This is a genomic window from Paraburkholderia ultramafica (assembly GCF_902859915.1).
Lineage (GTDB): Bacteria > Pseudomonadota > Gammaproteobacteria > Burkholderiales > Burkholderiaceae > Paraburkholderia > Paraburkholderia ultramafica.
In genome coordinates, this window is sequence record NZ_CADIKK010000037.1 from 21,246 (window position 1) to 44,644 (window position 23,399).

Below are 23,399 nucleotides of genomic sequence, written 5' to 3' on the forward strand. Positions count from 1 at the left end.
CACGATATAGGCGCGATCAAGTAAGTACCGGGCTCCTCGAGAGGGGCGTCCACGTAAGCCACCTCCTTGTCAATGGCCACTACCGGCGCCGCCGCCTGAATCAGCGTCTCGCACTTCGCGCAGGGTATTTCACGGCGCACACCCAAAGCGGTCTTTTCGATTTCACCCAAGCGGGTCGTTCAAAGTGCCAGCCTCTCGCTACAAGTATCGATGAAATACGATGTGCTCAATACACGCCGCTACGATGCGACTAGTGGTCTGCTGGTTGCTATTCGCCACCGCAACCTTGCCGTCGTGCCGACGCTGCGGCAGTCGCAGAGACGCAACAAGAGCTTTAGTGAGCGCAAGACCGTGATAGCAAAGGGAAAACGTTTGCCACGGGGCTTCCGGCGTGCCCATGTCCCGCTTGTCTTTTTGGGAGGTCTTCTTCAATGACATGGTGTAACGATCCTGTCACAAGGACTCTTTAGCGTGCTGATTTCTCGTTCAACGGGTAGTCTTGAAATGCACCCCGCGCTTGCGCAGTTTCGTCGCCCCGGCGTACCCGGAAGCCCGCGTTGCGCCGGCGATTTGTATCAGGAAGTCCCTGCCATCGATGCGGCCAATTCGAACTCCCTGGCAATGGAGATTTTCTATTCGCGGCGCGACATGGTCAGTTTAGCCGTGCTGGAAGGCGACCGCCCCATCGGACTGATCAACCGCGATATTTTCCTGTCGCAAATGAGCAAACCATTTCACCGGGAGCTTTACGACAAGAAGAGCTGTATCGCGTTCATGGACAAGGAGCCACTCATTGTCGATGCAGACATGAGCATCGAAGCGCTTACGTTCAAGACGGTCGAAGTGGGTAAAAAGGCGCTGTCCGACGGATTTATCGTTACACGACAGGGCCGATTCGTCGGACTTGCCAGCGGCTTTCAGCTATTGGGCGCCGTGGCTGAAATGCAGGCGGAAAAGAACCGTCAAATCATGCAGAGCATTGAATATGCGAGCGTGATCCAGCAAGCCATGCTGCGCGCTTCGCGCGACGCGCTGTCGTCTATGTTGCCGGATGCCGGGTTGATATGGGAGCCACGTGATGTGGTGGGAGGCGACTTTTATCACTTCGCTTCGTTTCCCGATGGATGGTTTGGCGCTGTAGCCGACTGTACCGGACATGGAGTACCTGGCGCCTTCATGACGTTGCTTGCTTCGGCTTCACTCTCGCAGGCGCTTGAACGGATGGGGCCGCGCGACCCAGCCGCCCTTCTGGCAGCGGTCAACCGCAACGTCAAAGGGCTGCTGGGCCAAGTGCATGGCACAGGCGAGTCGCCGCAGTCGAATGACGGCCTCGACGCAGCTTTCTTCTGGTTCGACGCTGGACAGCAGCGACTGCATGTTTCCGGTGCACGGATCGCGCTGCACGTTCTGCGGCCGGATGCCGAACACTTTGAAAGCATTCCAGGCGAACGCATGGGCGTCGGGTACGTCGACAGTCTGGCGGACTATGCGTGGGCGCTGAACACCGTCGCGCTTCCGCAGGGTAGCCTTTTGTTCGTCTCGACAGACGGGCTTATCGATCAGATCGGCGGTCCGCGAAAAATTGCTTTTGGGAGGCGTCGGGCTCTCGAACTCATTATTGAGAACCGTGCGCAATCGCTATCCGCCATATGTGATGGTCTGCAGCGCGCGTTGGCCGACTGGCAGGGCGCACAAGCACGCCGCGATGACGTAACGCTATTTTTTGCACGCGCTTAGGGTAGTCCATGAACACGTTTGAACTCTTAGACCAGGATGCCGCGTTTTTCGAACTCGCTCAGAGGCGCAACCTGCTTTTTTATCACAAGGGCTACTTCTCCCATAGCATAGTCGCGGCGATGAGTGAGGTCGTGAAACTGCAACTGGAAGTTGCAGGGATTAGCGCACCAACCCGGCGCAAATTGTTTTCGTCTTTTATCGAACTCTCGCAGAATATCATCCACTATTCGTCCGACTCGCTCGTCGAGGGCGGCCTGACGGGTGGCGCCATACGTGAGGGCGCTGTGTGCATCACCACTGACGGCGAGCGTCACCTCATGTTATGCGTGAATCCCATCGCGACGACGGCGGTTAGCAATCTGCGCGAGAGGCTTGAGCCGTTGTGCAGCATGTCGCTTGAAGAAATCAAGCAGGCGTACAAGCTATCGCTGCGCTCCGATACGCCGGAGGAAAGTAAGGGCGCGGGGCTTGGGTTCTTGACGATGGCTCGCGATGCAAGCGCTCCGCTAGAGTTTGCCTTTTATCCGCGTGTCGATGCCCCGGAAACCACGCTGTTTTGCCTCAAGACCATCATCTGACCGAGGGACGAGTACGCGCCATGGATAATCTTTATATTGCGGCCACGACTACGTCGCCGGAAGTCGATTTTCAATTCGACCAGAACGTGCTGACGTTCAGGGGAGAGTCTTATCCCGAGAACGCGGCCGCGTTCTATGCCCCGGTAATCGAGCGGCTTCGCGCATACCTTGCAAGTTGCAACGATGCCGTTATGACGGTAGAGGTCAGCCTGACTTACTTCAACAGTTCGAGCACGAAGATGCTGTTCAGCGTGTTCGACGCGTTGGATCAGGCGGCGTCATCTGGAAATCGCGTGCTGGTGAGATGGTACCGCGACGCTGAGGATGAAACCATTCTCGAATTCGGCGAGGAATTGCAAGCCGATTTCACGGCGATCCAGTTCACCGATTGTCCGGTCGCGACATAAGGACGGCCACGATGGTTTCAACTTCCTCTTCGGACGCACCTTCGAATGACGCTCCGGACCTGTTCCAGAACGAGAGCGAGGCGCTGGAGAAGGCACGCGCGATTCATGCAAATGTCGACGCCGACGCACAGCAATGTCGCTTGGCGCTAGCTGAGCTCATCGGACATTTCGAACGCCTGATGCGCGAGACGCGCCGCCTGATTGGGCGCAGCGACCGCGCCGAGCGCGAGATGCATGCACTGACTCAACAGTTGCAATATCGTGCGACACACGATGCGTTGACCGATGTATTGAACCGCAGTGCGGTGATCGAGCGGACGAGCAAGGCGTTGCGCGTCGATCGAGCAGTGATGATCTTGCTCGACATCGATGAGTTCAAGAAAGTCAATGACGATTTCGGACATCCTGTTGGCGACGCGGTGATACTGGGCATCGTCGATTGCTTGCGACGCATTGTCGGCGAGCAGGACGTCATTGGTCGCGTCGGTGGCGAAGAGTTCACCGTGCTGTTGCCGGGGCATGACCTCGCCGACGCACTGCAGGTGGCGGAGAAAATGCGAGGGGCGATCGGTAGTCACGTTTTCCCTGCGCCTGTGAATCGTCGTATCACGGCCAGTTTTGGCGTTAGTGCCAACCCGGTTCGGACCGATTTCGATACTGCATACGGGTTAGCAGATTCAGCTTTGTATAAAGCAAAGCGAGGAGGGCGGAATCGCGTGGAGTTTGCGGATTCGCATTTGGCTCCGCCTGCGATGCCGACCGGGGATTGAACGGCGACTTGTCGCCGCAGGCACGTCCTGGCAGCTTCACGAGGTTCAGCGAGGCTACGTGCCAAAGTCTATACCAGGGCGAACGATTTCGAGCACACCCGTTAGTGGATCACGCAGTGAATGGCATCGAGCTGCACGCGGCCCAACTCGCTGGCCGGGGTCCGAACATCGTCACCGGCCCGATTGTCAACGATTCTCGTCGCGAAGTCGAACGTCTCTTCCTGGCCGAACTCTGCCTCATGCGATACGCACGTTACGCACGTGCAGCACGAGCCCGGTCGTCGGCACCACACGGCCCCAAAGCGGACAGGTTGCCGAGATCCGCTACAAAATCTCCCAGAAGATTGTCGATTTTCGATCATCAGCTTCGTCGTCAGTGTATCCGCACCCAAAGGATCTCCCATGAAATACCTCGGCTTGGCCTACTTCACCCCCGAGAAATTCGCCGCGATGGCGCCAGACGACGTCAAGGAATTCGGCGGTTGTCAACGTAGTTGTCGCGTCACTTCATGCGAACTGCTTTAGTTCTTCCGGCTGCATGCGCTCCGGATTGAGCCAGACTTCATCCTTCAATTCCCAATTGCGCGTTGATCGGGTCCAACGCTGCGGATTGCGTGCCCGGGCCTGCGCGTAAACCGCTTTGCGTTGTGTCAGTACCGCAGCGGCGACGCCGCTGTGGCGCTGTGCCGGCGTGACGAACTTCAACGCGCTATGCTTGTGCTCATGGTTGTACCAACGCACAAACCGCTGGGTCCAGCCACGCGCCTCATCAACACTCGCGAACGGCCTGCGTGGGTAGTCGGGCCGGTACTTGCAGGTGCGAAACAGCGACTCGGCGAAGGCGTTGTCATTACTCACCCGCGGCCGGCTGAACGAGGCCACCACCCCAAGGTTTTCCAGTGTGGCGAGCATCGTCGCGCCTTTCATCGGGCTGCCATTGTCCGAATGCAATACCAGCGGACGGCCTGCCAGGCCCTCTGCCAGACTGACGCGTCGCATCAGCAATGCGGCCAGTTCCGTCGATTCGGCTTCGTGCACTTCATGACCGACAATCTTGCGACTGAACACGTCCAGCATCATGTACCAGTAGTAATACCTTCCTTTGACCGCCGCGGGTACCCACGTGATGTCCCACGACCAGACCTGGTTCGGCGCCGTCGCACAATGACTGGTCACCACCCGGGTCGAGGGCTTGCGCGCACGCCCTCGGTGATGTTGCTGCGAAGCGCTGCGTAGTACGCGATAAAAGCTCGACTCCGATGCGAGGTACACGCCACGGTCGGCCAGACCCGGCACGATCTGGCTGGGCGGCAGGCTGGCAAACTCCTCACTATTGGCCACCTCGAGAATCTGTTGCCGTTCGGCTGCGCTCAGTTTGTTGCCTGGCTGCGGCCGCACGGTCGTCGTGCGGCGATCGGCCAGCACCACGTCGCCGGTACCCACCCAGCGCTGCAACGTGCGCAGGCTCACGCCCAGCTCGTCGCAAGCCTTCTCCAGCCGGCAGCCTGACTGCGCCGCCTCGCGAATCAACGATATGCACAACAGGCGATCCGGGACGCTGATCAGTCGTCCTCGTTGTTTCCCCAGATCGCCTGGACTTTTTTTCTCAGAATCAGCAGCGCAGCCGCTTCCGCCAGCGCTTTCTCCTTGCGCTGCAATTCCTTCTCGAGTTGCTGGATGCGCTTCTTGTCGTCTTTCGACTGATGCCGCTGCTCGCGCGCCTGCTCGGCAGCATTCGCGTTGGCTGCCTGACAGACCGCTCGCCACGCCGCGATCTGTTCGGGATAAAGACCTTTGCGGCGGCAGTACTCCGCCAGCTCCGCTGCGTTGAGCGGGGCGGTTTCCAGCACTACGGCAAACTTGTCTTCCGAAGACCATCCTCGGGATTCTTCCCATCGCCCGGCACAGCCAGTCCCTGTCCTTTCGCCTGTCGGCGCCACGTGTACAACGTCTGCTCGGTAATCCCCGTTTCTCGGGCCAGCGCTGAAACCAGCGCGTTTTCTGGCGCCATCATGCGGCGCACCAGCGCTTCTTTTCTTTCTGCTGAGTAGGCTTTCATTCACCCTGATTTTACCGCCCCCGGACCATGGCTAAGGGAATCAGATAACGCGACATCTATTCTGACGCCGGGGGAATTGGTGAGCCAATGCCCCGCATTGGACGAGCAGATGCGGGCTACCGGCAAGGTTCTGATTTCCGCGTCGCTTGGCGACCTTGACAACTGGAGGACGCTCCGCCCGCGCAGTGGCAAGACGCACGTCACCGATGGGCCCTACACCGAGTCGAAGGAAGTCGTGGGGGGCTGTTCGTCATCGAGGCGGACAGCCGTGACGAGGCGTTGCGCATCGCCTCCATGCACCCGGCGGCCACGCTGGGCGAAGAAGGCGGATGGGCCGTCGAGCTTATCCCCCTGGATTTCTATCTGGCCCGATGAGGGCTTGCACGCTGGTCTCAAGAATGCGTTGGCGATCCTTTTTCGACAACCACCTTCACGGCTTCGTGAGTCGTCGCGGCGATGTCTACTTCTGGGCCGAGCGGCGACCCTCGAGTACAGGAATGAGCGTGCCTGCAGCGAGCTGTTCTCCTGCGAGCCACGTTGGCAACTGAGCAACGCCCTGTCCAGCGACCGCAGCAGCCAGCATCGCTTCGCCGCCTTCTAGCTCGTGATACCCAGAAACGGGATGACGTTCAGTTGAGCCATCGCTTCGACGAAGTAGCCACGCGTGGCGGGTCGAGTGCTTGGCTGATGGCAAGACCGGGCCTGACTGCGCCGGTTGCAAGCGCAACCAGCATTACCCAACTCGACGGACTAGCCGCCGCTACTGAAATCAAGGCTTGATCGCGGTGCAGTGTACGAACTCGATGCAGCCTCCTCCGACGGTGGGAGCATCGAATGACCAATCTCTCGGCCACGTTCTCAATAGAGCAACTGGAAAGTCAGGAAGACACACTCGTGTTCCCTTCGTTCAAAGAGGACACTGCGCTTGAGCTCGGCGACGCGCTTGTTGCTGCCGCGAGGTCGAGGAGCGCGCCAGTTGTCATCGATATTCGCACAGCAGAGTTCAATGAAGCAGGTTCGTGTTGTGCAGAACCTCAGGACTCTCTTCGTAGCACCACGACAGCGACGTCCGGTGCGGTTTCGTAAATTGATCAGTGGTTGATATCGATAGCGCGTTTCCATCGTTGATACAGGTCTCTATTGCCCGGAGAATGGCGCTTCAGAACAGTCGCATTTGCGTCGTCGCTTCAGGTGGCCGTCGGAATGCGTCAAGATTAAGAGGGCGCCGAGTCGTGTTCAAGCCAAGGCGTCGACAAGCGATAGCAAATCTCTTCTGCAAAAGCTCCGCAAATATTCCCGTTCCGCGCATGCGAGTACCGAATGTAGACTGATAGAGTGTTCCGCCTCGCATCTGCTCGACGAGACTAAGCACGTGTCTTTGGCGGTCTGGATAGTGCGTAGTCAGACATTCAACAAAGATTTCGCGAACTTCAAGAGGCAACCGGAGCATCACATATCCGGCCGACTCGGCGCCGGCATCGGCGGCCTTCTCTAAGATGCGCTCCATGTCAGAATCGTTAAGGGCCGGGATAACTGGCGCAACCAGCACGCCCGTTGGTATCCCTTGGTCAGCCAGTTTTCGTATTGCTTCAAGCCTACGCACCGGTGTAGCTGCGCGGGGTTCTAGTTTACGAGCCAACTCGATTTCGAGAGTGGTCACCGACAGAAACACCCGTGCGAGCCCTTTGGCTGCCATCCGTTCCAGGATGTCTGCGTCTCGGACGACCAGGGCGGATTTGGTCGTTATTGCAACCGGGTGCCCATACTCCTCTAGGATCTGAAGGATTTCCCTCGTTATCTTGCGATCGCGCTCTATGGGCTGACGGATCCGTGTTCGTTCCCATGGCGATTACTGCGGGCTTGTACCCAGGCTTATTCAGTTCGCGCCGAAGCTGCACCCCAGCGTTTGTTTTTGCGACCAGCATCCTCTCGAAATCGAGGCCGGGCGATAAGCCAAGGTAGGCATGGGTGGGGCGAGCAAAGCAATACGAACAACCGTGTTCGCATCCTCGGTAAGGGTTGATGGATTGATCGAACGGCACATCAGGAGAGTCATTGCGAGCAATGATGGACCGTGCTTGCTCCTCAGTTGTTACAGTTTTCCATTCTGGCGCGCATTCTTGAATAAGATCGGTATCGTGCCTCTCTTCGTCATCTGACCTCGTCCACTCACTAAAACGACTGTTCGCGTTCGTCGAGGTGCCTCGGCCTTTGAATTGAAGGTGTTGGATTTTCACAACGCGCTCCCTGACTTGAATTACTGTATATATATACAGTAATCGGTCCTACCGCTCAACCGATCCTGCGCTTCCTCTATATATAGTGGTAGTGAACAAAGTCCTCGGCGTATAAGCCTGGGCTGCATCTATTGCTTTGCGCGGCCTACGCATAGCTATCTGGGACTGTCGCCGGGGCTCGACTTCGAAAGCCGGATCTACGCGAAAATCAATGCACCCGAGTTGCTCGAACGGGAACTATCGAAGAAATCCTATGTGCCTGAACCGATTGCGCTGGGCGTCAACACCGACGCGTGGCAGCCCGCCGAGCGCGACTTGCGCCTCACGCGCCGCGTGATCGAGGTGCTCAGCGAGCGCAACCAGCCGTTTGCGGCCATCACCAAATCGTCGCTGATCGAGCGCGATATCGATCTGCTCGCGCCAATGGCCGCGCGCGGGCAATTCATGGCGGCCATCACCATCACCACCCTCGACGCCGAGATTGCACGGACGCTCGAACCGCGCGCGGCCACGCCGTCGCGTCGGCTGCGCACCATCCGCACGTTGAGCGAGGCGGGCATTCCGGTCGGCGTCAGCATTGCGCCGGTGATCCCGTTCGTCACTGAGCCGGATATGGAGCGGGTGCTCGAGGCCTGTGCGCAAGCCGGTGCAAGCAATGCGAGCTATATCGTGCTGCGTCTGCCGTGGGAAGTTGCGCCGCTGTTCAAGGATTGGCTCGCTGCGCATTTCCCCGACCGCGCCGATCGGGTGATGAGTCGCGTGCGCGATATGCGCGGCGGCAAGGACTACGACTCGTCCTTCTCCACGCGAATGAAGGGGGAAGGCTTATGGGCGGATCTGCTCAAGCAGCGATTCCATAACGCCGTGCGCCGCTTGGGCTTGAACCGGCGCGACCGCGGCATTCTCGACATGTCGCACTTTCGCCGGATTGAGCTATCGCGTGCCGAAGAGCCGGCGCGCGACAATCCCCAACTGGATCTTTTTTAACGCGGCTCACGGCCGGTCATTGCGAGATCGCTTTGGCCGCCTCAACCTGGCTTTCGAAGTAAGTCTGGAACGAAAGGGCGAGGCCGGTCATCAGCAGGAACGCGCCGATCAGCAGCGAAAAGATCACGATGAAGATGACCGTCCAGCCGGAGCGGCTTTTGCGTTGCGTGTGCGTATTGAACTGCGCGTCCCATTTCTCATCGGGACGCAGCCCGTAGACGATCGCGGCGAGAAACGCGGAGAGCACCGAAACGGCGCCGAAAAATGCCAGCACCCAGCCGGGCATCGAAGACCGTTCGCTCGCGACCACCAGCATGACGCCCGGAATGCCGATCAGTGTGCCGAGCAGATGAGCCCAGCCATAAATGTCGCGTTTGCCGTACAGATAGAAGCGGTGGGCGCCGAGGCTGCCCAGGAAGAACGCCAACGCGGCGGTAATCGTCTTGGATCTGAAGTGCGGGGAAGTCGAAACAAGCGTGGACATGTAGTCGTGGGCAGAGTGACAGGCGGTCGAAAGGAGCGGCGCGCCATTGAGCGCGGCCCGACGCGCATTCTACGCCCGCCGCGTGCCGACGGTCACGGGATGGGTTAGACGGGCGGCTGGGAGCTGTTTCTGTGAATGGCGCGAGTTGCGCGAAGGCCGGAGGGGCTCCGGCAGCGCGGGTGATCTCTTGCCTGAAGGGGCGGCGAGGCGGCTCCTCCGGGCAAGAGCGCTCCGTGATGGAATCCGCCAGGACTACGGCGCTGAGTACGTCACCCGATAGATCGCGCCAGCGTAGTCGTCGCTGATCAGCAGCGAACCGTCGGGCAATGGCAAAACGTCGGCGGGACGGCCCCAGACGTTTTCACCGGGCTGCAGCCAGCCTTCGGCAAAGACTTCCTGGCGCGCGTTGCCGCCGTCCGGGCCGGCGATCACGCGCATGACCCGGTAGCCGATTTTTTTGCTGCGATTCCACGAACCGTGTTCGGCGATGAAGATATTGTTCCGGTATGCGGGTGGAAACATCGAGCCGTTATAAAAGCGCATGCCGAGCGCGGCGACGTGCGCACCGAGTTTGGCCACCGGCGGCGTGAATGCGCTGCACGGATGGTCCTTGCCGAATTCCGGGTCGGGCGTGTCACCGCCATGACAATAGGGAAAGCCGAAATCCATCCCGGCATGCGCCGCGCGGTTGAGCTTGTCGTCGGGCACGTCATCGCCCATCAGGTCGCGGCCGTTGTCGGTGAACCACAGTTCGTGCGTCACCGGATGCCACGCGAACCCTACTGAATTACGTATGCCGCGCGCGACGACTTCATAGTGACTGCCGTCCGGGTCCATGCGGCCGATCATCGCGAACCGGTCGCGGTCTTTCAGGCAGACGTTGCAGGGCGCGCCTTGTGGCACATACAGCTTGCCGTCCGGACCGAAGGCGATGAACTTCCAGCCGTGCTGCGTCTCCGTGGGCAGCGTGTCGATAACGACGGCAGGTTTGGGCGGATCGTTCAGGTGGGTGTCGATCGCATCGAAGCGTAAAATCTTCGACACCGCGGACACATACAGCGCACCGTCCCGCCATGCCACGCCCACTGGCGATTGCAGGCCCGATGCGAGCACATGGCGACCGGTCACACGGTCGTTTTGCAGTTCGAGCGCATAGACGGGCCCGTCGAAGCTGCCTATGTACAGAATGCCCTTCGGCGAAAGCGCCATGGCGCGCGCGCCAGGAACGGCGTCCGACAAAACCTCGATATGGAAACCCGGCGGCAATTTGATGCGTTCGAGAGGCAGCGCGGCAACCGCCGACACGGCCTGGCCGGCGAGCAACATGGCCGCCGCGGAGCGCAGAGCCCGACCTCGCAAGGTGCGTGAGAGACTGGCAAACCACCCGAGGACGAAAAAAAAAGCGGGCAAAAACGCAGTCGGCGGCAGGAGTTTCACGGGCTCTCCGTCAGGTAATTCGGGCGTTTGGGCGTGGTCCGGGCTCCCGACCGGATGGCCGGCGCAACCCCGCTGCTCGCTTTATCCCGGTAAGTGTTTGTTATGGCGTCGGTTTCCCGCTATAATCGCGTGTTTCAGTCGTTCCGAACCCCGGTTTTCAAGGATTCTAGTATGGTCATCATCCGCTTGGCTCGTGGCGGCTCCAAGAAGCGCCCGTTCTACAACATCGTCGCAACCGATTCGCGCAACCGTCGTGACGGCCGCTTCATCGAGCGCGTTGGCTTCTACAACCCGGTCGCTACGAAGGGTGAATCCCTGCGTATCGCTCAAGATCGCCTGACGTACTGGCAAGGTGTTGGCGCACAACTGTCGCCGACCGTCGAGCGTCTCGTGAAGGAAGCGCAAAAGGCGCAGCCGGCTGCTTAATGGTAGCTCGCATGCGTATCGTCGTCGGTTCAGCCGGCGGCTCGCGCAGCTTGCGTGAGCAGTCCGATGCGCGAGTTGTTTTACTGAAGCAGACGTCGAAGCTGGCAGCGAGGTTTTCTTATGTCTGAGCGTGATTCCGGCAGTTCAGGTCGCGTGAAGGCAAAAGCGGCAGCTCCGCGCGCGAAGACGTCTGGTCAGGCGCCGTTCGGTGCATTCGTCCGCAAGCCGGTCGAACGAGCCGAAGGCAAGGCGCAAGCCAATGTTGCAAGAGCTGGTTCCGCTGCAGCGGAAATGCGCGCGGAAACGGTGGAAAGCTGGCCGGCCGATGCGGTCGAGGTTGGCGCAATCGTCGACGCTTACGGCCTCAAAGGCTGGGTCAAGGTGGCCGCGCATGCGGATGCCGGGCACGGCGGCGACGCTTTGCTGAGCGCGAAGCGCTGGTGGCTGCTGAAGGGTCACGAGCGCAAGTCGGCGCCGTCATTGCAGGCGAAAACGCATAGCGACAGTGTGGTGGCCCATCTGGGCGGCGTCACTGACCGCGATGAGGCGCTGGCATTGCGCGGCTCCCGCGTGTATATCAGCCGCAGCGAATTTCCGGCCCTCGAAGCCGACGAATTCTACTGGGTCGACCTGCTCGGCCTGGATGTGGTGAACGTTGCCGGAGTCAATCTCGGCAAGGTTGCAGACATGATCGACAACGGTGCGCACTCGGTGATGCGTATCGAATACCCGGCTACCGACAAAAGCGGCAAGCCGGTTGCAGGCGAGCGTTTGATCCCGTTCGTCGGCGTCTTTGTCAAAACGGTGGACCAGGTGGCGAAGCAGATCATCGTCGACTGGGAAGCCGATTACTAAAATCATTCGCTGAATGGAGAGAGCGATGCAGTTCGATGTCGTGACGCTCTTTCCAGAAATGTTCCGCGCGCTGACCGACTGGGGTATCACCAGCCGTGCCGCGAAGCAGGAGCGCTATGGGTTGCGGACGTGGAATCCGCGTGATTTCACCACCGACAACTACCGCACAATCGACGATCGCCCGTACGGCGGCGGACCCGGCATGGTGATGCTGGCCAGGCCGCTGGAAGACGCGATCGGCGCGGCGAAAGCGGCGCAGGCGGAGCAGGGCATCGGCGCGTCGCGCGTCGTGATGATGTCGCCGCAAGGCGCTACGCTGAATCACGACCGTATCATGCGGTTCGCCGCTGAACCCGGTCTGATCCTGTTGTGCGGGCGCTATGAAGCGATCGATCAGCGTTTGCTCGACCGTGTCGTCGACGAGGAAGTTAGCCTTGGCGACTTCGTGCTGTCGGGTGGCGAATTGCCCGCGATGGCGTTGATGGATGCGGTCGTGCGCCAGTTGCCCGGCGTGCTGAACGACTCGCAGTCGGCGGTGCAGGACAGCTTTGTCGACGTGCTGCTGGATTGTCCGCATTACACGCGTCCCGAGGAATACAACGGTGTGCGTGTACCCGATGTGCTGCTCGGCGGCCATCATGCGGAGATCGAAGCGTGGCGTCGGCGTGAAGCCTTGCGCAATACGTTGAACAAACGGCCCGATCTGATCGTGAAGGCCAGAAAGAACAAGATGTTGAGCCGTGCCGACGAGGCATGGCTCGCGAGTCTCGCAAAGGAAGAGTCGAAGGCGTAAAGCCTCCGGTCTTTCGAGCGGACACCAGGCGGCGCCGCACATGCGTGTACGGCGCCAGATGTGAACCCATCCTCTATCGGGGCCGTAGCCAGGCGCAACAGGAAACTTAGCGCGCGGCAGGTACGAACGCCGACAAGATGGATCTAGGAGTCAGTAATGAATCTGATTGCAAAACTTGAGCAGGAAGAAATCGCGCGCGCGCTCGGCGAGAAGACCATCCCCGAATTCGGTCCCGGCGATACGGTGATCGTCAGCGTGAACGTGGTTGAAGGTACCCGTAAGCGTGTTCAGGCTTACGAAGGCGTCGTGATCGCCAAGCGTAATCGTGGTCTGAATTCGTCGTTCATCGTCCGCAAGATTTCGTCGGGCGAAGGCGTCGAGCGTACGTTCCAGACGTACTCGCCGCTGCTGGCAAGCATCGTCGTGAAGCGTCGTGGCGATGTGCGTCGTGCAAAGCTGTACTACCTGCGCGAGCGTTCGGGCAAGTCGGCCCGGATCAAGGAAAAGCTGGTCTCGAAAGACCGCGCTGCTTCCCAGGCGTAAATGCTGTAAGAAAAAGCACCTCTCGCGGGTGCTTTTTTGTTTGCCAGGTCAAAATAGCGGCATGTCCCCTATCCGCTCATTCGAGAGACTCGTTGATCCGCCCCGCCTTTGAGCCTGAAACCCTGCCTGTCGAAGCGACGGGCGCCCATTTGCCACCGGTGGCCGGCGAGCGTCTTACGCCTGATGGTCTGCGCGCACGCTTCGAGCAGCGTCTTGCCTGGACGCCCGAGCCGATGATCGAAGCGCCATGGCGCAAGACCGAAGGCGATCCACGCGTCGCCGCGGTGCTGGTGCCGCTGGTGGTCCGCCATCATGGATTGACCGTGCTGCTCACCCAGCGTGCCGACCATCTGAACGATCACGCCGGCCAGGTGAGCTTCCCAGGCGGCCGTCAGGAACCCTTCGATGCCGACGCCACCGCGACCGCGCTGCGCGAGGCACACGAGGAGGTCGGCCTCGCGCCGTCGCGGGTGGAAATTCTCGGCGCCTTGCCCGACTATCTGACTGGCACCGGCTTTTGCGTGACACCGGTGATCGGTCTCGTGCATCCGCCGTTCGCATTGAAGATGGATGAGTTCGAAGTAGCCGAAGTCTTCGAAGTGCCGCTCGCTTTTCTGATGGACCCCGCGAATCACGAAGAGCGTGTGTTCCGTTACGAAGGCGGCGAGCGCCGCTTCTTTACGATGCCGTACCCGCGCAGTGAATCGGCCGAGCCGAACGGGCAGGGTGGCAGCGAAGCCGGCGGCCACCATTTTATCTGGGGCGCGACGGCGGCGATGCTGCGCAACCTGTATCGCTTCCTCGCTGCTTGAGTTGTCGCATGAGCCGCTGCATGAGTCGCGCCGGACTGTGCAGTTGCCGGGTGTTTGTCAGTGTCGGCGCTCAGTCGCATCCGACCCTGTGCTATCGTTATAAAACAATCGTAAAAACTTAAAAAGCACGGCGCATCGCATGACTTTTTTCTCCGTATTGCTGGCTCTGATCATTGAACAGGTACGCGCGCTGTCACCGAACAATCCGGTGTCCGCGTTGCTTCAATACCATGCGGAGTCGGCGGCGCACGGATTCGATGCCGGCAAGCCGAAGCACGGCCTGCTCGCGTGGCTCGTGGTGGTGGTGCCCTGGACGCTGGCGGTCGCGCTCGTCTACTACGTGCTGTATCACATTCACTTCGCGCTGGCGTTCCTGTGGAACGTCGCGGTGCTGTACTTCACGCTGGGCTTTCGGCAGTTCAGCCATTACTTCACGGACATCCACCTCGCGTTGAACAACGACGATGTGCCGCGCGCGCGTGAAATTCTGAATGAGTGGACCGGGCTCGATACGGTCGACATGCCCGTCAGCGAGATCGTCCGTCATACGCTGATTCACGCGGTGGTCGCTTCGCACCGCCATGTGTTCGGCGTGTTCTTCTGGTTCCTGATTCCCGTCGGGCCGGCGGGCGCGGTGCTGTACCGGATTGCCGAATACCTGGCGCGCGCGTGGGCGCGTCCGGCCGACGATCGTACCGTTGCGTTTTCGAGCTTTGCGCAGCGCGCGTTCTTCGTGATCGACTGGGTGCCGGCGCGGCTGACGTCGCTGGGCTTTGCGATCGTCGGCAATTTCGAAGACGCGATCTATGCGTGGCGCAATCATGCGCGTCAGTGGCCCGATGCGAACGACGGCGTGCTGCTGGCCGCGGGAAGCGGTGCCCTGGGCGCGCGTTTGAGCGGGCCGCTTGCCGAGCCGTCGAGTCTCGATGCGCTCGCCACCGGCGACGGCGGCCCAATGCAGGTCGGCGACGACTGCACGCCGCGCACGCTGCAATCGGCGGTGGGTCTGGTGTGGCGCGCGGTGGTGCTGTGGATGATTCTGCTGTTGATGCTGACCATCGCGGTGTGGCTCGCTTGATACGAGCACGCTAGCGAGGGGCGCATAAAGAAGCCGGGCAATTGCCCGGCTTCTTTATTGCCTCGACCAACGCGGCTTCGCGTTGCATTGGCCGTGACACGGTGACGCGAACCGGACCTCGTCTGGTGCATCGCCCCCGCACCGCCTCAACCGTTAAGCTCAAAGCTCAAAGCGCAAAGCGCAAAGCGCCTTACCCGATACCTCGCGCGCAAGAGCCGCATGCGTCACCCATCCAGCGGATCACGCACGGTCCCGCATTGCCAGCACACCGTGAACTGTGCTTCGAGCATTTCTCCGCATTGACGGCATCGCCAGCCAGGCGAGCCCGCCGCAGGTCCATGCGAAGCCGCATCGATCAAGCGCCGGGCCATCGCCTCGTCGCGTTCATCGACGAGCCATAATTCAGGCGCGCACTGATCCGCCGGAATATCGCCGAGCGCGCCGTTCAGATAGCGGTTGTGCAACTCGCAAGCAATGCCCGCGGTCTCCAGCACATTGACCCAATGCTGTCCGGTGATCAGATTCGGCGCGCGCATCAGTTTCATGTCAGCGCACGATCTGGCTGGCTTCATGCACGAGTTGCGCGTACAGCGTGTGCCGTTCGCGGCGGATACGGCCGTCGGCGACCGCTTCGAGAATCGCGCAGCCCGGCTCGTGCAAGTGATGGCAGTTGTAGAAGCGGCAGTTCGGCAGCAGCGGCCGGAACTCCAGAAACGCGCGTTCGAGCCGGCCTTCGGTCAGGTGATGCAGGCCGAATTCCTGGAAGCCCGGCGAGTCGATCAACGCGCCGCCTTCGCCGCCACCGTCGACGTTCGGCAATGGATAGAGCCGCGTAAAGGTCGTCGTGTGGCGCCCACTATTCAACGCGGTCGAGATTTCTCGCGTGGCGACTTCGGCATCCGGAATCAGCAGGTTCACGAGCGTCGATTTGCCCATGCCGGACTGGCCGAGCAGCAGCGTCGAGTGACCGTGCAGATGCTCGATCAAAGCGGCGCGAGCGGCCTCGGGCTGCATCTTGATCGACACTTCGACGACCGTGTAGCCCAGCGCGCGATACGACTCCAGCCGCTTGCGCGCGCCCTCGAGCTCATCGGTCACGTCGATCTTGTTCAGCACGATCAGCGGCTTCAACTCGTTCGCTTCGGCGGCGACCAGCGCGCGGCCGAGCAGGTCTTCGCTGAAATGCGGTTCGGTGGCGAGCACGATCAGCAACTGATCGAGATTAGCGGCGAACAGTTTCGACTTGTACTGATCCGAGCGATACAGCAGATTGCGCCGCTCGCCTATTTCGACGATCACGCCTTGATCCGCGGAAGTCGGCTCGTAAATCACGCGATCGCCGACCGCCACTTCGCTGCGCTTGCCGCGCGGGAAGCATTGGAGCATCGGAGCGCCGTCATCCGGCGCAACCAGATAGTGGCGGCCATGCGCGGCCACCACGAGGCCGCCTGCGCGCGTGCTGGACGGCGCGCGCGGCGCTTTCGGGGCGCGGCCGCTCATGCGTGCCGCAGCAAACGGTCGATCCGCTGCGACGCCGGCGGATGCGAATAATAGAACGCGGTGTAGAGCGGATCGGGCGTCAGCGTCGACGCGTTGTCCTCGTACAGCTTGACGAGCGCGTTGACGAGGTCTTGCGCGTCGGTCTGCGTCGCGGCGAACGCGTCGGCTTCGAACTCGTGCTTGCGCGAGCTGAGGCTGCCGAGCGGCGTGACGAAGAACATGAACACCGGCAGAGCGAGGAAGAACAACACAAGCGCAAGACCGCTATTACCGCCGATCAGCGACGGCCGCACGCCGAGCCCCTCGTAGAACCACACGCATTGCGAGAGCCAGCCGAGCAGCGCGAGCAGCGCGAGGCTGATCGCGAAGGTGACGAGCATCCGTTTGATCACATGACGGCGTTTGAAGTGGCCGAGTTCATGCGCGAGCACGGCTTCGATCTCGCGGCCCGACAGGCGCGCAAGCAGCGTGTCGAAGAACACGATCCGCTTGGCCGCGCCGAAGCCGGTGAAGTACGCGTTGCCGTGCGCCGAACGGCGGCTGCCGTCCATCACGAAGAGGCCCTTGGCGGCGAAACCGCAGCGCTGCATCAGCGCTTCGATACGGCTTTTCAGCGCTTCGTCCTTGAGCGGCTCGAACTTGTTGAAGAGCGGCGCGATAAGCGACGGATACAGCACCAGCACGAGCATCTGGAACACCACCCAGACGATCCACGTCCACAGCCACCACAGGCCGCCGGCCTGGTTCATCAGCCACAGCACGACGAACAGCAACGGCAGGCCGAACGCGGCGCCGAGCAGCACGCCCTTGATGCGATCCATGAAGAAGATGCGCTTGCTCATCCGGTTGAAGCCGAAGCGCTGTTCGATCACGAACTGCCGGTAGTAGTCGAACGGCAGGTCGAACGCGCTGGTGATCGCGATCACCGCGGCGACCAGGGCGATCTGCCCGGCGTAGCCGCGGCCAAGCCAGTCGGAGATCGCCAGATCGAGCGCTTGCACGCCGCCCAGCAGCGTCAGGCCGATCAGCACGGCGGCGCTGACGACGATCTCGAACATCGCGAGGCGCGTGCGCTCGACGGTGTAGTCGGCGGCGCGCTGGTGCGCGGTCAATGCGATGGTGCCGGCGAACTGGCTCGGCACCTGCTCGCGATGGCCGGTGACGAAGCGGATCTGCCGCGACGCGAGCCATAGTTTGGTGCCGACCATCGCCACGACGGCGACGACGAACAGAACGGTGAAGTACAGGGTAGGCATCCGGGGATTCCGTGGTATCTATGCGAGAATTATATGTTTCTTCCCGCCTCGCGGCGGGGGATACGGTCAAACCGGCTCAAACCGGCCGCTCAAACCAATCTCAAACGAACAGGCGCCGCGCGCAGGCAGGCTTCCAGCGAAGCCGCCGGCCAGGCCATCAGGATTGCCTTCATGACTGAAATCCTCGCATCCACCGAACAGCCGCCGCTGGTACGCAGCGACATGAATCTGGTCTGGCTGGACATGGAAATGACCGGGCTCGAGCCCGACTCCGACCGCATCATCGAAATCGCGGTGGTGGTGACGAATTCGACGCTCGACAGGATGGTCGAAGGTCCGGTGCTGGCGATTCACCAGAGCGACGAGACGCTCGCCAAAATGGATCAGTGGAACCAGAACACGCATGGCCGTTCGGGCCTGATTGATCGCGTGAAGGCGTCCACGGTCAGCGAAGCCGATGCGACCGAGCAGATCCGCGATTTCCTCGGCGCCTACGTGCCGCCCGGCAAATCGCCGATGTGCGGCAACTCGATCTGCCAGGACCGCCGTTTCATGGCGCGCTGGATGCCGGATCTGGAGCACTTTTTCCATTACCGCAATCTCGACGTCAGCACGCTGAAGGAACTGTGCCGCCGCTGGCAGCCGGCCATCTACAAGGGTTTCCAGAAGCGTGCGATGCACACGGCGCTGGCCGACATCCACGAGTCGATCGACGAACTGAAGTACTACCGTGAGCACTTCCTGATCCGGTCGGCGCCGGAAGCGTCCACCAGCGCGGAATAAGCGCGCCTGCCGGATCTTCACCGAGACGGCGCGCCCGACCCGCGCCGCCTATGCCGGCCGTGCCAAAACCGGCCGTGCCTAAACCGGCCGCGCCTAAACCGGCCGTGCCAAAACCGGCCGTGCCAAAACCGGCCGTGCCTAAACCGGCCGTGCCTAAACCGGCCGCGGCGCGCGCACCGCGCTCTTCGGCCGGAACGCCTTCACCACGTCGGCGTTGGTTTCCACATACGGCCCGCCGATCAGGTCGATGCAATAGGGCACCGCCGCGAAAATCCCCGGCACCCTCACCGCGCCGCCGGCTTCGGCATCACGCAAACCTTCCAGCGTTTCCTTGATCGACTTCGGCTGGCCCGGCAAATTGATGATCAGCGCCGCGTGGTCCGCTGTTTCTCGGATCACCGCCACCTGGCGCGACAGAATCGCGGTCGGCACGAAATTCAGGCTGATCTGCCGCATCTGCTCGCCGAAACCCGGCATGTCCTTTGTCGCGACCGCAAGCGTTGCCTCGGGCGTCACGTCGCGGCGCGACGGGCCGGTGCCGCCGGTGGTCAGCACCAGATCGCAGCCGACTTCGTCGACCAGTTCGATCAGCGTGGCGGAAATGGTGGGCGCGTCGTCCTGAATCAGCCGCGTGACCACCTGCCACGGCGACGTCAATGCAGTCCCGAGCCATTCCTGCAAGGCCGGGATGCCCTTGTCCTCGTACACGCCGGTCGACGCACGGTCGCTGATCGACACGAGGCCGATCACGATCTCGTCGGGATGATTGCGTGTCGGCTTAGGCGCTTGCTTATGCGCCTGCTCAGGTGCCGGTTTAGGCGTCGCGGTCGTCATCGTCGTCTTCCAGGACGTGGTCGGCGTCGGAATCGCTCTGCGCGGACGGGCCGTCCGCGGTCTTGATCCATTGGAACAGTTCGCGGAAATAGCGCGGCGGCTTGCTCTGCTGCGCTTCCTTGCGGGCGTTGCGGATCAGCGTGCGGCCCTGCTGCGGGTCGGCGTTCGGGTGCTGGCGGATGAACTCGGTCAGCGCGGCGTCGTCGGCGAGCAGTTTCTCGCGGGTGCGCTCGATCCAGTGGAGCTTCGCCGTTTCCGCCTTGTTGACGCCGTTATAGGTGTCGAGCGCGGTGCGCAGCGCGGCGGTTTCCTCGTCCAGCAGCGAGCGCATCACGCGGCCGACGTATTGCAACTGGCGGCGCTTGCCTTCGTGATCGGTGATGCGGCGTGCTTCGCGCACGGCGTCATCGAGCTTTTCCGGCATCGGCATGCGCTTGAGCGCGTCTTTGGGCAGTGCGATCAGCGCCGCGCCCAGCTCCTGCAGCTCGTGCATTTCGCGCTTGAGCTGGGACTTGCTGGGGCGGTCGTAACCGTTCTCGTCGATTTCCGGCGCGGCGGAGTCGATGGGTTGAATGCGGGTTTTGCGTGTCATACCGATATTGTAGCGTGCCGCGCCCGCCGAACCGGCGGTGCCGCTGCGCACGCGGCGCCGCGCCTTGCGAAGTGGCGACGCCCGGTCGCCAACGGGCAATCAGCGGGCAACCCCACGCCGCTCAGCGAATGCCAGGTACGGCGGCGCGTACCTTGCTATGATCGCGGGATGCGTCACCCACGACACACGTGCGCACGCATGTGCGTGGCACGTGCGAACACACAGGGCCGCTCGGCCCCGAACAGGACGGCAACGACAATGGCAGCAGACATGGACGTCAAGCAGCGCTTTTTTCCGCATACCCAGGATGAACTGAAGGAAATCGCCTCGGACATCCTGCGTCACGCGAAGTCGCTCGGCGGCACCGACGCGGCAACCGAGATCTCCGAAGGCGACGGCCTGTCAGTCTCCGTGCGGCGCGGCGAAGTCGAGACGATCGAACACAATCGCGACAAGATGGTCGGCGTGACGGTGTTCATCGGCAACAAGCGGGGCAATGCGAGCACTTCGGACTTTTCGTCGCAAGCGCTGAAGGACACGGTCGCGGCGGCCTACAACATCGCGCGCTTTACCGCGGAAGACGACTGCGCCGGGCTCGCCGAAGCCGAGCTGCTCGAAACCGCGCCGCGCGATCTTGATCTCTATCACCCGTGGAATCTGTCCGCCGATGAAGCGGTGGAAATCGCCCGCCGCTCGGAAGACGCCGCGTTCGCGACCGATCCGCAGATCAAGAACTCGGAAGGCGCCAGCGTGTCGGCGCAGCACTCGCAGTTCGTGCTGGCGACGTCGCGCGGCTTCCTCGCGGGCTATCCGTACTCGCGTCACTACATTGCGTGCGCGCCGATCGCCGGCAGCGCCCGCAACATGCAGCGCGACGACTGGTACACGTCGACCCGCAGCGCCGCGGAACTGGCTGACCCGGAAGCGGTGGGCCGTTACGCCGCGCAACGCGCGCTCGCGCGCATCGGCGCGCGCGGGCTCGACACGCGCAAAGTGCCGGTGCTGTTCGAAGCGCCGCTCGCCACCGGGCTGCTCGGCGCATTCGTGCAGGCCACCAGCGGCGGCGCGCTGTATCGCAAGACGTCGTTCCTCGTCGACAGCCTCGGCAAGCCGGTGTTCGCGCCGCACGTGCAGGTCGTCGAAGATCCGCACGTGGTGCGTGCAATGGGCAGCGCGCCGTTCGACGAAGAAGGCGTGCGCACCAAACAGCGTTCGGTGGTGAAAGACGGCGTGGTGGAAGGCTATTTCCTGTCCACCTATTCGGCGCGCAAGCTCGGCATGCAGACCACCGGCAACGCGGGCGGCTCGCACAACCTGTCGTTCCGCAGTTCGAACACGCGTCCCGAGGATGACTTCGAAGCGATGCTGAAGAAGCTCGGCACCGGCCTGCTGCTGACCGAACTGATGGGGCAGGGCGTGAACTACGTGACGGGCGACTACTCGCGCGGCGCGTCGGGCTTCTGGGTGGAGAACGGCAAGATCCAGTATCCGGTCGAGGAGATCACTGTGGCGAGCACGCTGCAGGAGATGTTCCGCCACATCGTCGCGATCGGCGCGGATACGATTACGCGCGGCACCAAGCAGACCGGCTCGGTGCTGATCGAACGGATGACGATCGCGGGGCAGTGAGCGGTTTTAGCGGCGTCCCGGCGGCGGTGCTGATCGGGGCACACGGCGGTGCAAATAAATACGCCACGCAAGGATTTGCGTGGCGTATTTATTTGGGCGCGTTGCGCGCTCATAGCGGGGCTGGTTGCTTCAACTTCAAGCCCGGCGCCATGCGCTCATGCCGCGTCAACGGCCCTTGCGCTTGTACGTGACGAACGCGTAGTCGAAGTCGTTCGGCGCATGCGCGCGATGCGTCTCGTGCGCGACTTCTTCCCACACGTTTTCATCGAGCGCGGGGAACGTGGCGTCGCCTTCGAAGTCCGCGGAAATCTCGGTGACGATCAGCTTGTCCGCCTGACGCAGACCTTCCGTGTACAACTGCGCGCCGCCGATCAGAAACGCTTCCGGCGCCTGATCCTGAGCGGCGAGCCGCAGCGCGTCCTGGAGGGTCGTGGCGGCGTCGCAGCCCTGAAAGCGCCGCGTGGCATCCCGCGTCACGACGATGTTGCGGCGTCCCGGCAATGGCCGACCGATCGATTCATGCGTCTTGCGGCCCATGATGATGGGCGCGCCCATGGTGGTGCGCTTGAAAAACGCGAGGTCTTCGGGCAGTCGCCAGGGCAACTGGTTGTCGCGGCCGATCACGCCGTTGTTGGCGCGAGCGACGATCAGGGTCAGCGTCGTCATCGAATGGAAAGGGGAACGTAACCAGATCGATTCTACCTGACGCGTCGGCGGGGGCTGCCGCGCAGCCCCCCGGCTGGATGCGCGATTCGTACGCCGGATCGTCCGCTGCGAAGATCGCCTTGTCGGCGCCGCCGCCCAGTCAGACGCACAGCGCAGCACGCAGCGAACGGAATCCGAGCGGGCTGTGTTCGGTACGCCGCAGCCCCCGGTTTGCGTCACGAGTTTGTTCGCGCTACTTTCTTTTGACACATGGCGACGTTGCCCTGGGCGGTGCGCGCGGCGTCGACCGGGATCGGCAGCGGCGAGGGCGGGGCGATCTCGTCCCACAGCGTCACGCGGCCGCCGCTGTTGCTGGGCAGCGGTTGCGGCCTCGCGGCCACCATCACCATGCCGACCGCGCCGCCGCGTTGCCGCGAAAGCATCTGGTCGTCGACCGAAATATCGTTCACAGACGCAGCATCGGCCGGCGTGCTGATCACGTTGCCTGCGAGATGGCCGGGCTCGGTGCCGGCACGCTTCGTCTCATCCGGCGACACCGGCGCGGTAAATTCCGCGCTCGCGAGCGCGGCGCAAGGTGCAATGCTGATTAGATCGATGCGGAAAGCGAATCGCATGATGTACCTCCGTGATGCACAGCATTTAGCGAAACGTGTGCCATCGCTCGCAATCCTTTGATACAACTGGATGCGATCCGCTAACCTCGGAGTAACAATTGAGAAATCGAACAAAAACGTTTCAGCGCTGAAACGGCAGGCAGAAAATACCTATAATTTGTAAATCCGGAGGGTAGGAACTACCTGCGTGTTAACGCCAGGAAAAGCGCTTCCATCAATGTTTTATTCGTCGGCTGAATAATTGGTTGTCGGCCGCCAAGCCTTGATGGGAAAAGGGTCCCTGATTAAATTCGTATAATTGTTTTCCAAGCGGCGCTCGTAT

General features: G+C 61.6%; 24 protein-coding genes and 5 pseudogenes. 17 read left to right on the forward strand and 12 right to left on the reverse strand.

Going from position 1 to position 23,399, the window contains the following annotated elements; translation table 11 throughout:
- Nucleotides 1–210: 210 nt before the first annotated feature.
- From HV744_RS29625 to HV744_RS38585, 6 genes and pseudogenes are all read left to right on the forward strand, one after another.
- A complete protein-coding gene (locus HV744_RS29625; RefSeq protein ID WP_175152909.1) occupies nucleotides 211–435 on the forward strand; it encodes a hypothetical protein in 225 nt (74 codons plus the stop codon).
- 186 nt (nucleotides 436–621) lie between these two features.
- Nucleotides 622–1,737, forward strand: coding sequence for a SpoIIE family protein phosphatase (locus HV744_RS29630; RefSeq protein WP_246279251.1), 1,116 nt, complete (start codon nucleotides 622–624; stop codon nucleotides 1,735–1,737).
- Nucleotides 1,738–1,745: 8 nt separating this feature from the next.
- Nucleotides 1,746–2,315: a SiaB family protein kinase gene (locus tag HV744_RS29635; RefSeq protein ID WP_175152910.1), complete on the forward strand. Its 570-nt coding sequence runs from the start codon at nucleotides 1,746–1,748 to the stop codon at nucleotides 2,313–2,315.
- Between the two features lie 20 nt (nucleotides 2,316–2,335).
- Complete coding sequence (locus HV744_RS29640; protein WP_175152911.1) at nucleotides 2,336–2,722, forward strand: DUF1987 domain-containing protein; 387 nt, start codon at nucleotides 2,336–2,338, stop codon at nucleotides 2,720–2,722.
- A gap of 11 nt (nucleotides 2,723–2,733) precedes the next feature.
- On the forward strand, nucleotides 2,734–3,492 hold the full coding sequence (locus HV744_RS29645; protein WP_175152912.1) for a GGDEF domain-containing protein: 759 nt from the start codon (nucleotides 2,734–2,736) through the stop codon (nucleotides 3,490–3,492).
- Nucleotides 3,493–3,894: 402 nt separating this feature from the next.
- Nucleotides 3,895–3,966, forward strand: a pseudogene (locus HV744_RS38585) (YciI family protein); the annotation flags it as partial.
- A 33-nt stretch (nucleotides 3,967–3,999) separates the two neighbouring features.
- Here HV744_RS38585 and HV744_RS29650 read toward each other — a convergent pair.
- Nucleotides 4,000–5,551 (reverse strand): annotated as a pseudogene (locus HV744_RS29650) (IS3 family transposase).
- A gap of 58 nt (nucleotides 5,552–5,609) precedes the next feature.
- Here HV744_RS29650 and HV744_RS29655 point away from each other — a divergent pair.
- Nucleotides 5,610–5,926 (forward strand): annotated as a pseudogene (locus HV744_RS29655) (YciI family protein).
- Between the two features lie 85 nt (nucleotides 5,927–6,011).
- Here HV744_RS29655 and HV744_RS29660 read toward each other — a convergent pair.
- Nucleotides 6,012–6,278 (reverse strand): LysR substrate-binding domain-containing protein, encoded by a 267-nt coding sequence (locus HV744_RS29660; RefSeq protein ID WP_175152913.1) that lies wholly within the window; start codon nucleotides 6,276–6,278, stop codon nucleotides 6,012–6,014.
- A gap of 107 nt (nucleotides 6,279–6,385) precedes the next feature.
- Between HV744_RS29660 and HV744_RS29665 the strand changes: the two genes are divergently transcribed.
- The gene (locus HV744_RS29665) at nucleotides 6,386–6,637 is read left to right on the forward strand and encodes a heme-degrading domain-containing protein (RefSeq protein ID WP_175152914.1); all 252 of its coding nucleotides are present in this window, start codon (nucleotides 6,386–6,388) and stop codon (nucleotides 6,635–6,637) included.
- A gap of 73 nt (nucleotides 6,638–6,710) precedes the next feature.
- Here HV744_RS29665 and HV744_RS38590 read toward each other — a convergent pair.
- Nucleotides 6,711–7,782, reverse strand: a pseudogene (locus HV744_RS38590) (PA0069 family radical SAM protein).
- Nucleotides 7,783–7,902: 120 nt separating this feature from the next.
- Here HV744_RS38590 and HV744_RS29675 point away from each other — a divergent pair.
- A pseudogene (locus tag HV744_RS29675) lies at nucleotides 7,903–8,775 on the forward strand (PA0069 family radical SAM protein); the annotation flags it as partial.
- Nucleotides 8,776–8,791: 16 nt separating this feature from the next.
- On the opposite strand, the gene HV744_RS29680 reads toward HV744_RS29675, so the two are convergent.
- Together HV744_RS29680 and HV744_RS29685 are read right to left on the reverse strand one after the other, a co-directional pair.
- Entirely contained in the window at nucleotides 8,792–9,259 is a 468-nt protein-coding gene (locus HV744_RS29680) for an NINE protein (protein WP_175152915.1), read from the reverse strand.
- Nucleotides 9,260–9,511: 252 nt separating this feature from the next.
- Nucleotides 9,512–10,696, reverse strand: coding sequence for a PQQ-dependent sugar dehydrogenase (locus tag HV744_RS29685; protein WP_175152916.1), 1,185 nt, complete (start codon nucleotides 10,694–10,696; stop codon nucleotides 9,512–9,514).
- 171 nt (nucleotides 10,697–10,867) lie between these two features.
- On the opposite strand from HV744_RS29685, the gene rpsP reads away from it, so the two are divergent.
- The 6 genes from rpsP (at nucleotide 10,868) to HV744_RS29715 (ending at nucleotide 15,203) form a co-directional block, all read left to right on the forward strand.
- A complete protein-coding gene (gene rpsP / locus HV744_RS29690; RefSeq protein ID WP_006050280.1) occupies nucleotides 10,868–11,122 on the forward strand; it encodes a 30S ribosomal protein S16 in 255 nt (84 codons plus the stop codon).
- Nucleotides 11,123–11,242: 120 nt separating this feature from the next.
- Nucleotides 11,243–11,977, forward strand: a complete 735-nt coding sequence (gene rimM / locus HV744_RS29695) for a ribosome maturation factor RimM (protein WP_175152917.1) — start codon at nucleotides 11,243–11,245, stop codon at nucleotides 11,975–11,977.
- 25 nt (nucleotides 11,978–12,002) lie between these two features.
- Nucleotides 12,003–12,770, forward strand: a complete 768-nt coding sequence (gene trmD / locus HV744_RS29700; RefSeq protein ID WP_175152918.1) for a tRNA (guanosine(37)-N1)-methyltransferase TrmD — start codon at nucleotides 12,003–12,005, stop codon at nucleotides 12,768–12,770.
- A 156-nt stretch (nucleotides 12,771–12,926) separates the two neighbouring features.
- Nucleotides 12,927–13,313 carry a 50S ribosomal protein L19 gene (gene rplS, locus HV744_RS29705; RefSeq protein WP_175152919.1) on the forward strand — a complete coding sequence of 129 codons (387 nt, stop codon included), beginning with the start codon at nucleotides 12,927–12,929 and terminating at the stop codon, nucleotides 13,311–13,313.
- Nucleotides 13,314–13,405: 92 nt separating this feature from the next.
- Nucleotides 13,406–14,125 (forward strand): CoA pyrophosphatase, encoded by a 720-nt coding sequence (locus tag HV744_RS29710; protein ID WP_175152920.1) that lies wholly within the window; start codon nucleotides 13,406–13,408, stop codon nucleotides 14,123–14,125.
- A gap of 139 nt (nucleotides 14,126–14,264) precedes the next feature.
- A complete protein-coding gene (locus HV744_RS29715) occupies nucleotides 14,265–15,203 on the forward strand; it encodes a CobD/CbiB family protein (RefSeq protein WP_175152921.1) in 939 nt (312 codons plus the stop codon).
- Between the two features lie 224 nt (nucleotides 15,204–15,427).
- Here HV744_RS29715 and HV744_RS29720 read toward each other — a convergent pair whose 3' ends face one another.
- Genes HV744_RS29720 through HV744_RS29730 form a run of 3 tightly spaced genes read right to left on the reverse strand, consistent with a single transcriptional unit; the run spans nucleotide 15,428 to nucleotide 17,959 of the window.
- Nucleotides 15,428–15,748 (reverse strand): putative signal transducing protein, encoded by a 321-nt coding sequence (locus HV744_RS29720; RefSeq protein ID WP_175152922.1) that lies wholly within the window; start codon nucleotides 15,746–15,748, stop codon nucleotides 15,428–15,430.
- A gap of 1 nt (nucleotide 15,749) precedes the next feature.
- Nucleotides 15,750–16,703, reverse strand: coding sequence for a ribosome small subunit-dependent GTPase A (gene rsgA, locus HV744_RS29725; protein ID WP_175152923.1), 954 nt, complete (start codon nucleotides 16,701–16,703; stop codon nucleotides 15,750–15,752).
- Nucleotides 16,700–17,959: a M48 family metallopeptidase gene (locus HV744_RS29730; protein WP_175152924.1), complete on the reverse strand. Its 1,260-nt coding sequence runs from the start codon at nucleotides 17,957–17,959 to the stop codon at nucleotides 16,700–16,702. The genes rsgA and HV744_RS29730 overlap by 4 nt, the downstream gene beginning before the upstream one ends.
- Before the next feature lie 171 nt (nucleotides 17,960–18,130).
- Here HV744_RS29730 and orn point away from each other — a divergent pair, with 171 nt between their 5' ends.
- The gene (orn, locus tag HV744_RS29735) at nucleotides 18,131–18,742 is read left to right on the forward strand and encodes an oligoribonuclease (RefSeq protein ID WP_175152925.1); all 612 of its coding nucleotides are present in this window, start codon (nucleotides 18,131–18,133) and stop codon (nucleotides 18,740–18,742) included.
- Nucleotides 18,743–18,895: 153 nt separating this feature from the next.
- Here orn and mog read toward each other — a convergent pair whose 3' ends face one another.
- Both mog and yjgA read right to left on the reverse strand, forming a co-directional pair.
- Nucleotides 18,896–19,576: a molybdopterin adenylyltransferase gene (gene mog, locus HV744_RS29740; protein WP_175152926.1), complete on the reverse strand. Its 681-nt coding sequence runs from the start codon at nucleotides 19,574–19,576 to the stop codon at nucleotides 18,896–18,898.
- On the reverse strand, nucleotides 19,557–20,168 hold the full coding sequence (gene yjgA / locus HV744_RS29745) for a ribosome biogenesis factor YjgA (protein WP_175152927.1): 612 nt from the start codon (nucleotides 20,166–20,168) through the stop codon (nucleotides 19,557–19,559). The genes mog and yjgA overlap by 20 nt, the downstream gene beginning before the upstream one ends.
- 258 nt (nucleotides 20,169–20,426) lie before the next feature.
- On the opposite strand from yjgA, the gene pmbA reads away from it, so the two are divergent.
- Nucleotides 20,427–21,797 carry a metalloprotease PmbA gene (gene pmbA / locus HV744_RS29750; protein WP_175152928.1) on the forward strand — a complete coding sequence of 457 codons (1,371 nt, stop codon included), beginning with the start codon at nucleotides 20,427–20,429 and terminating at the stop codon, nucleotides 21,795–21,797.
- A 165-nt stretch (nucleotides 21,798–21,962) separates the two neighbouring features.
- On the opposite strand, the gene HV744_RS29755 is transcribed toward pmbA, so the two are convergent.
- Together HV744_RS29755 and HV744_RS29760 are read right to left on the reverse strand one after the other, a co-directional pair.
- Nucleotides 21,963–22,463, reverse strand: a complete 501-nt coding sequence (locus HV744_RS29755; protein WP_175152929.1) for a dihydrofolate reductase — start codon at nucleotides 22,461–22,463, stop codon at nucleotides 21,963–21,965.
- 215 nt (nucleotides 22,464–22,678) lie between these two features.
- On the reverse strand, nucleotides 22,679–23,077 hold the full coding sequence (locus tag HV744_RS29760; RefSeq protein ID WP_175152930.1) for a hypothetical protein: 399 nt from the start codon (nucleotides 23,075–23,077) through the stop codon (nucleotides 22,679–22,681).
- Nucleotides 23,078–23,399: the final 322 nt, after the last annotated feature.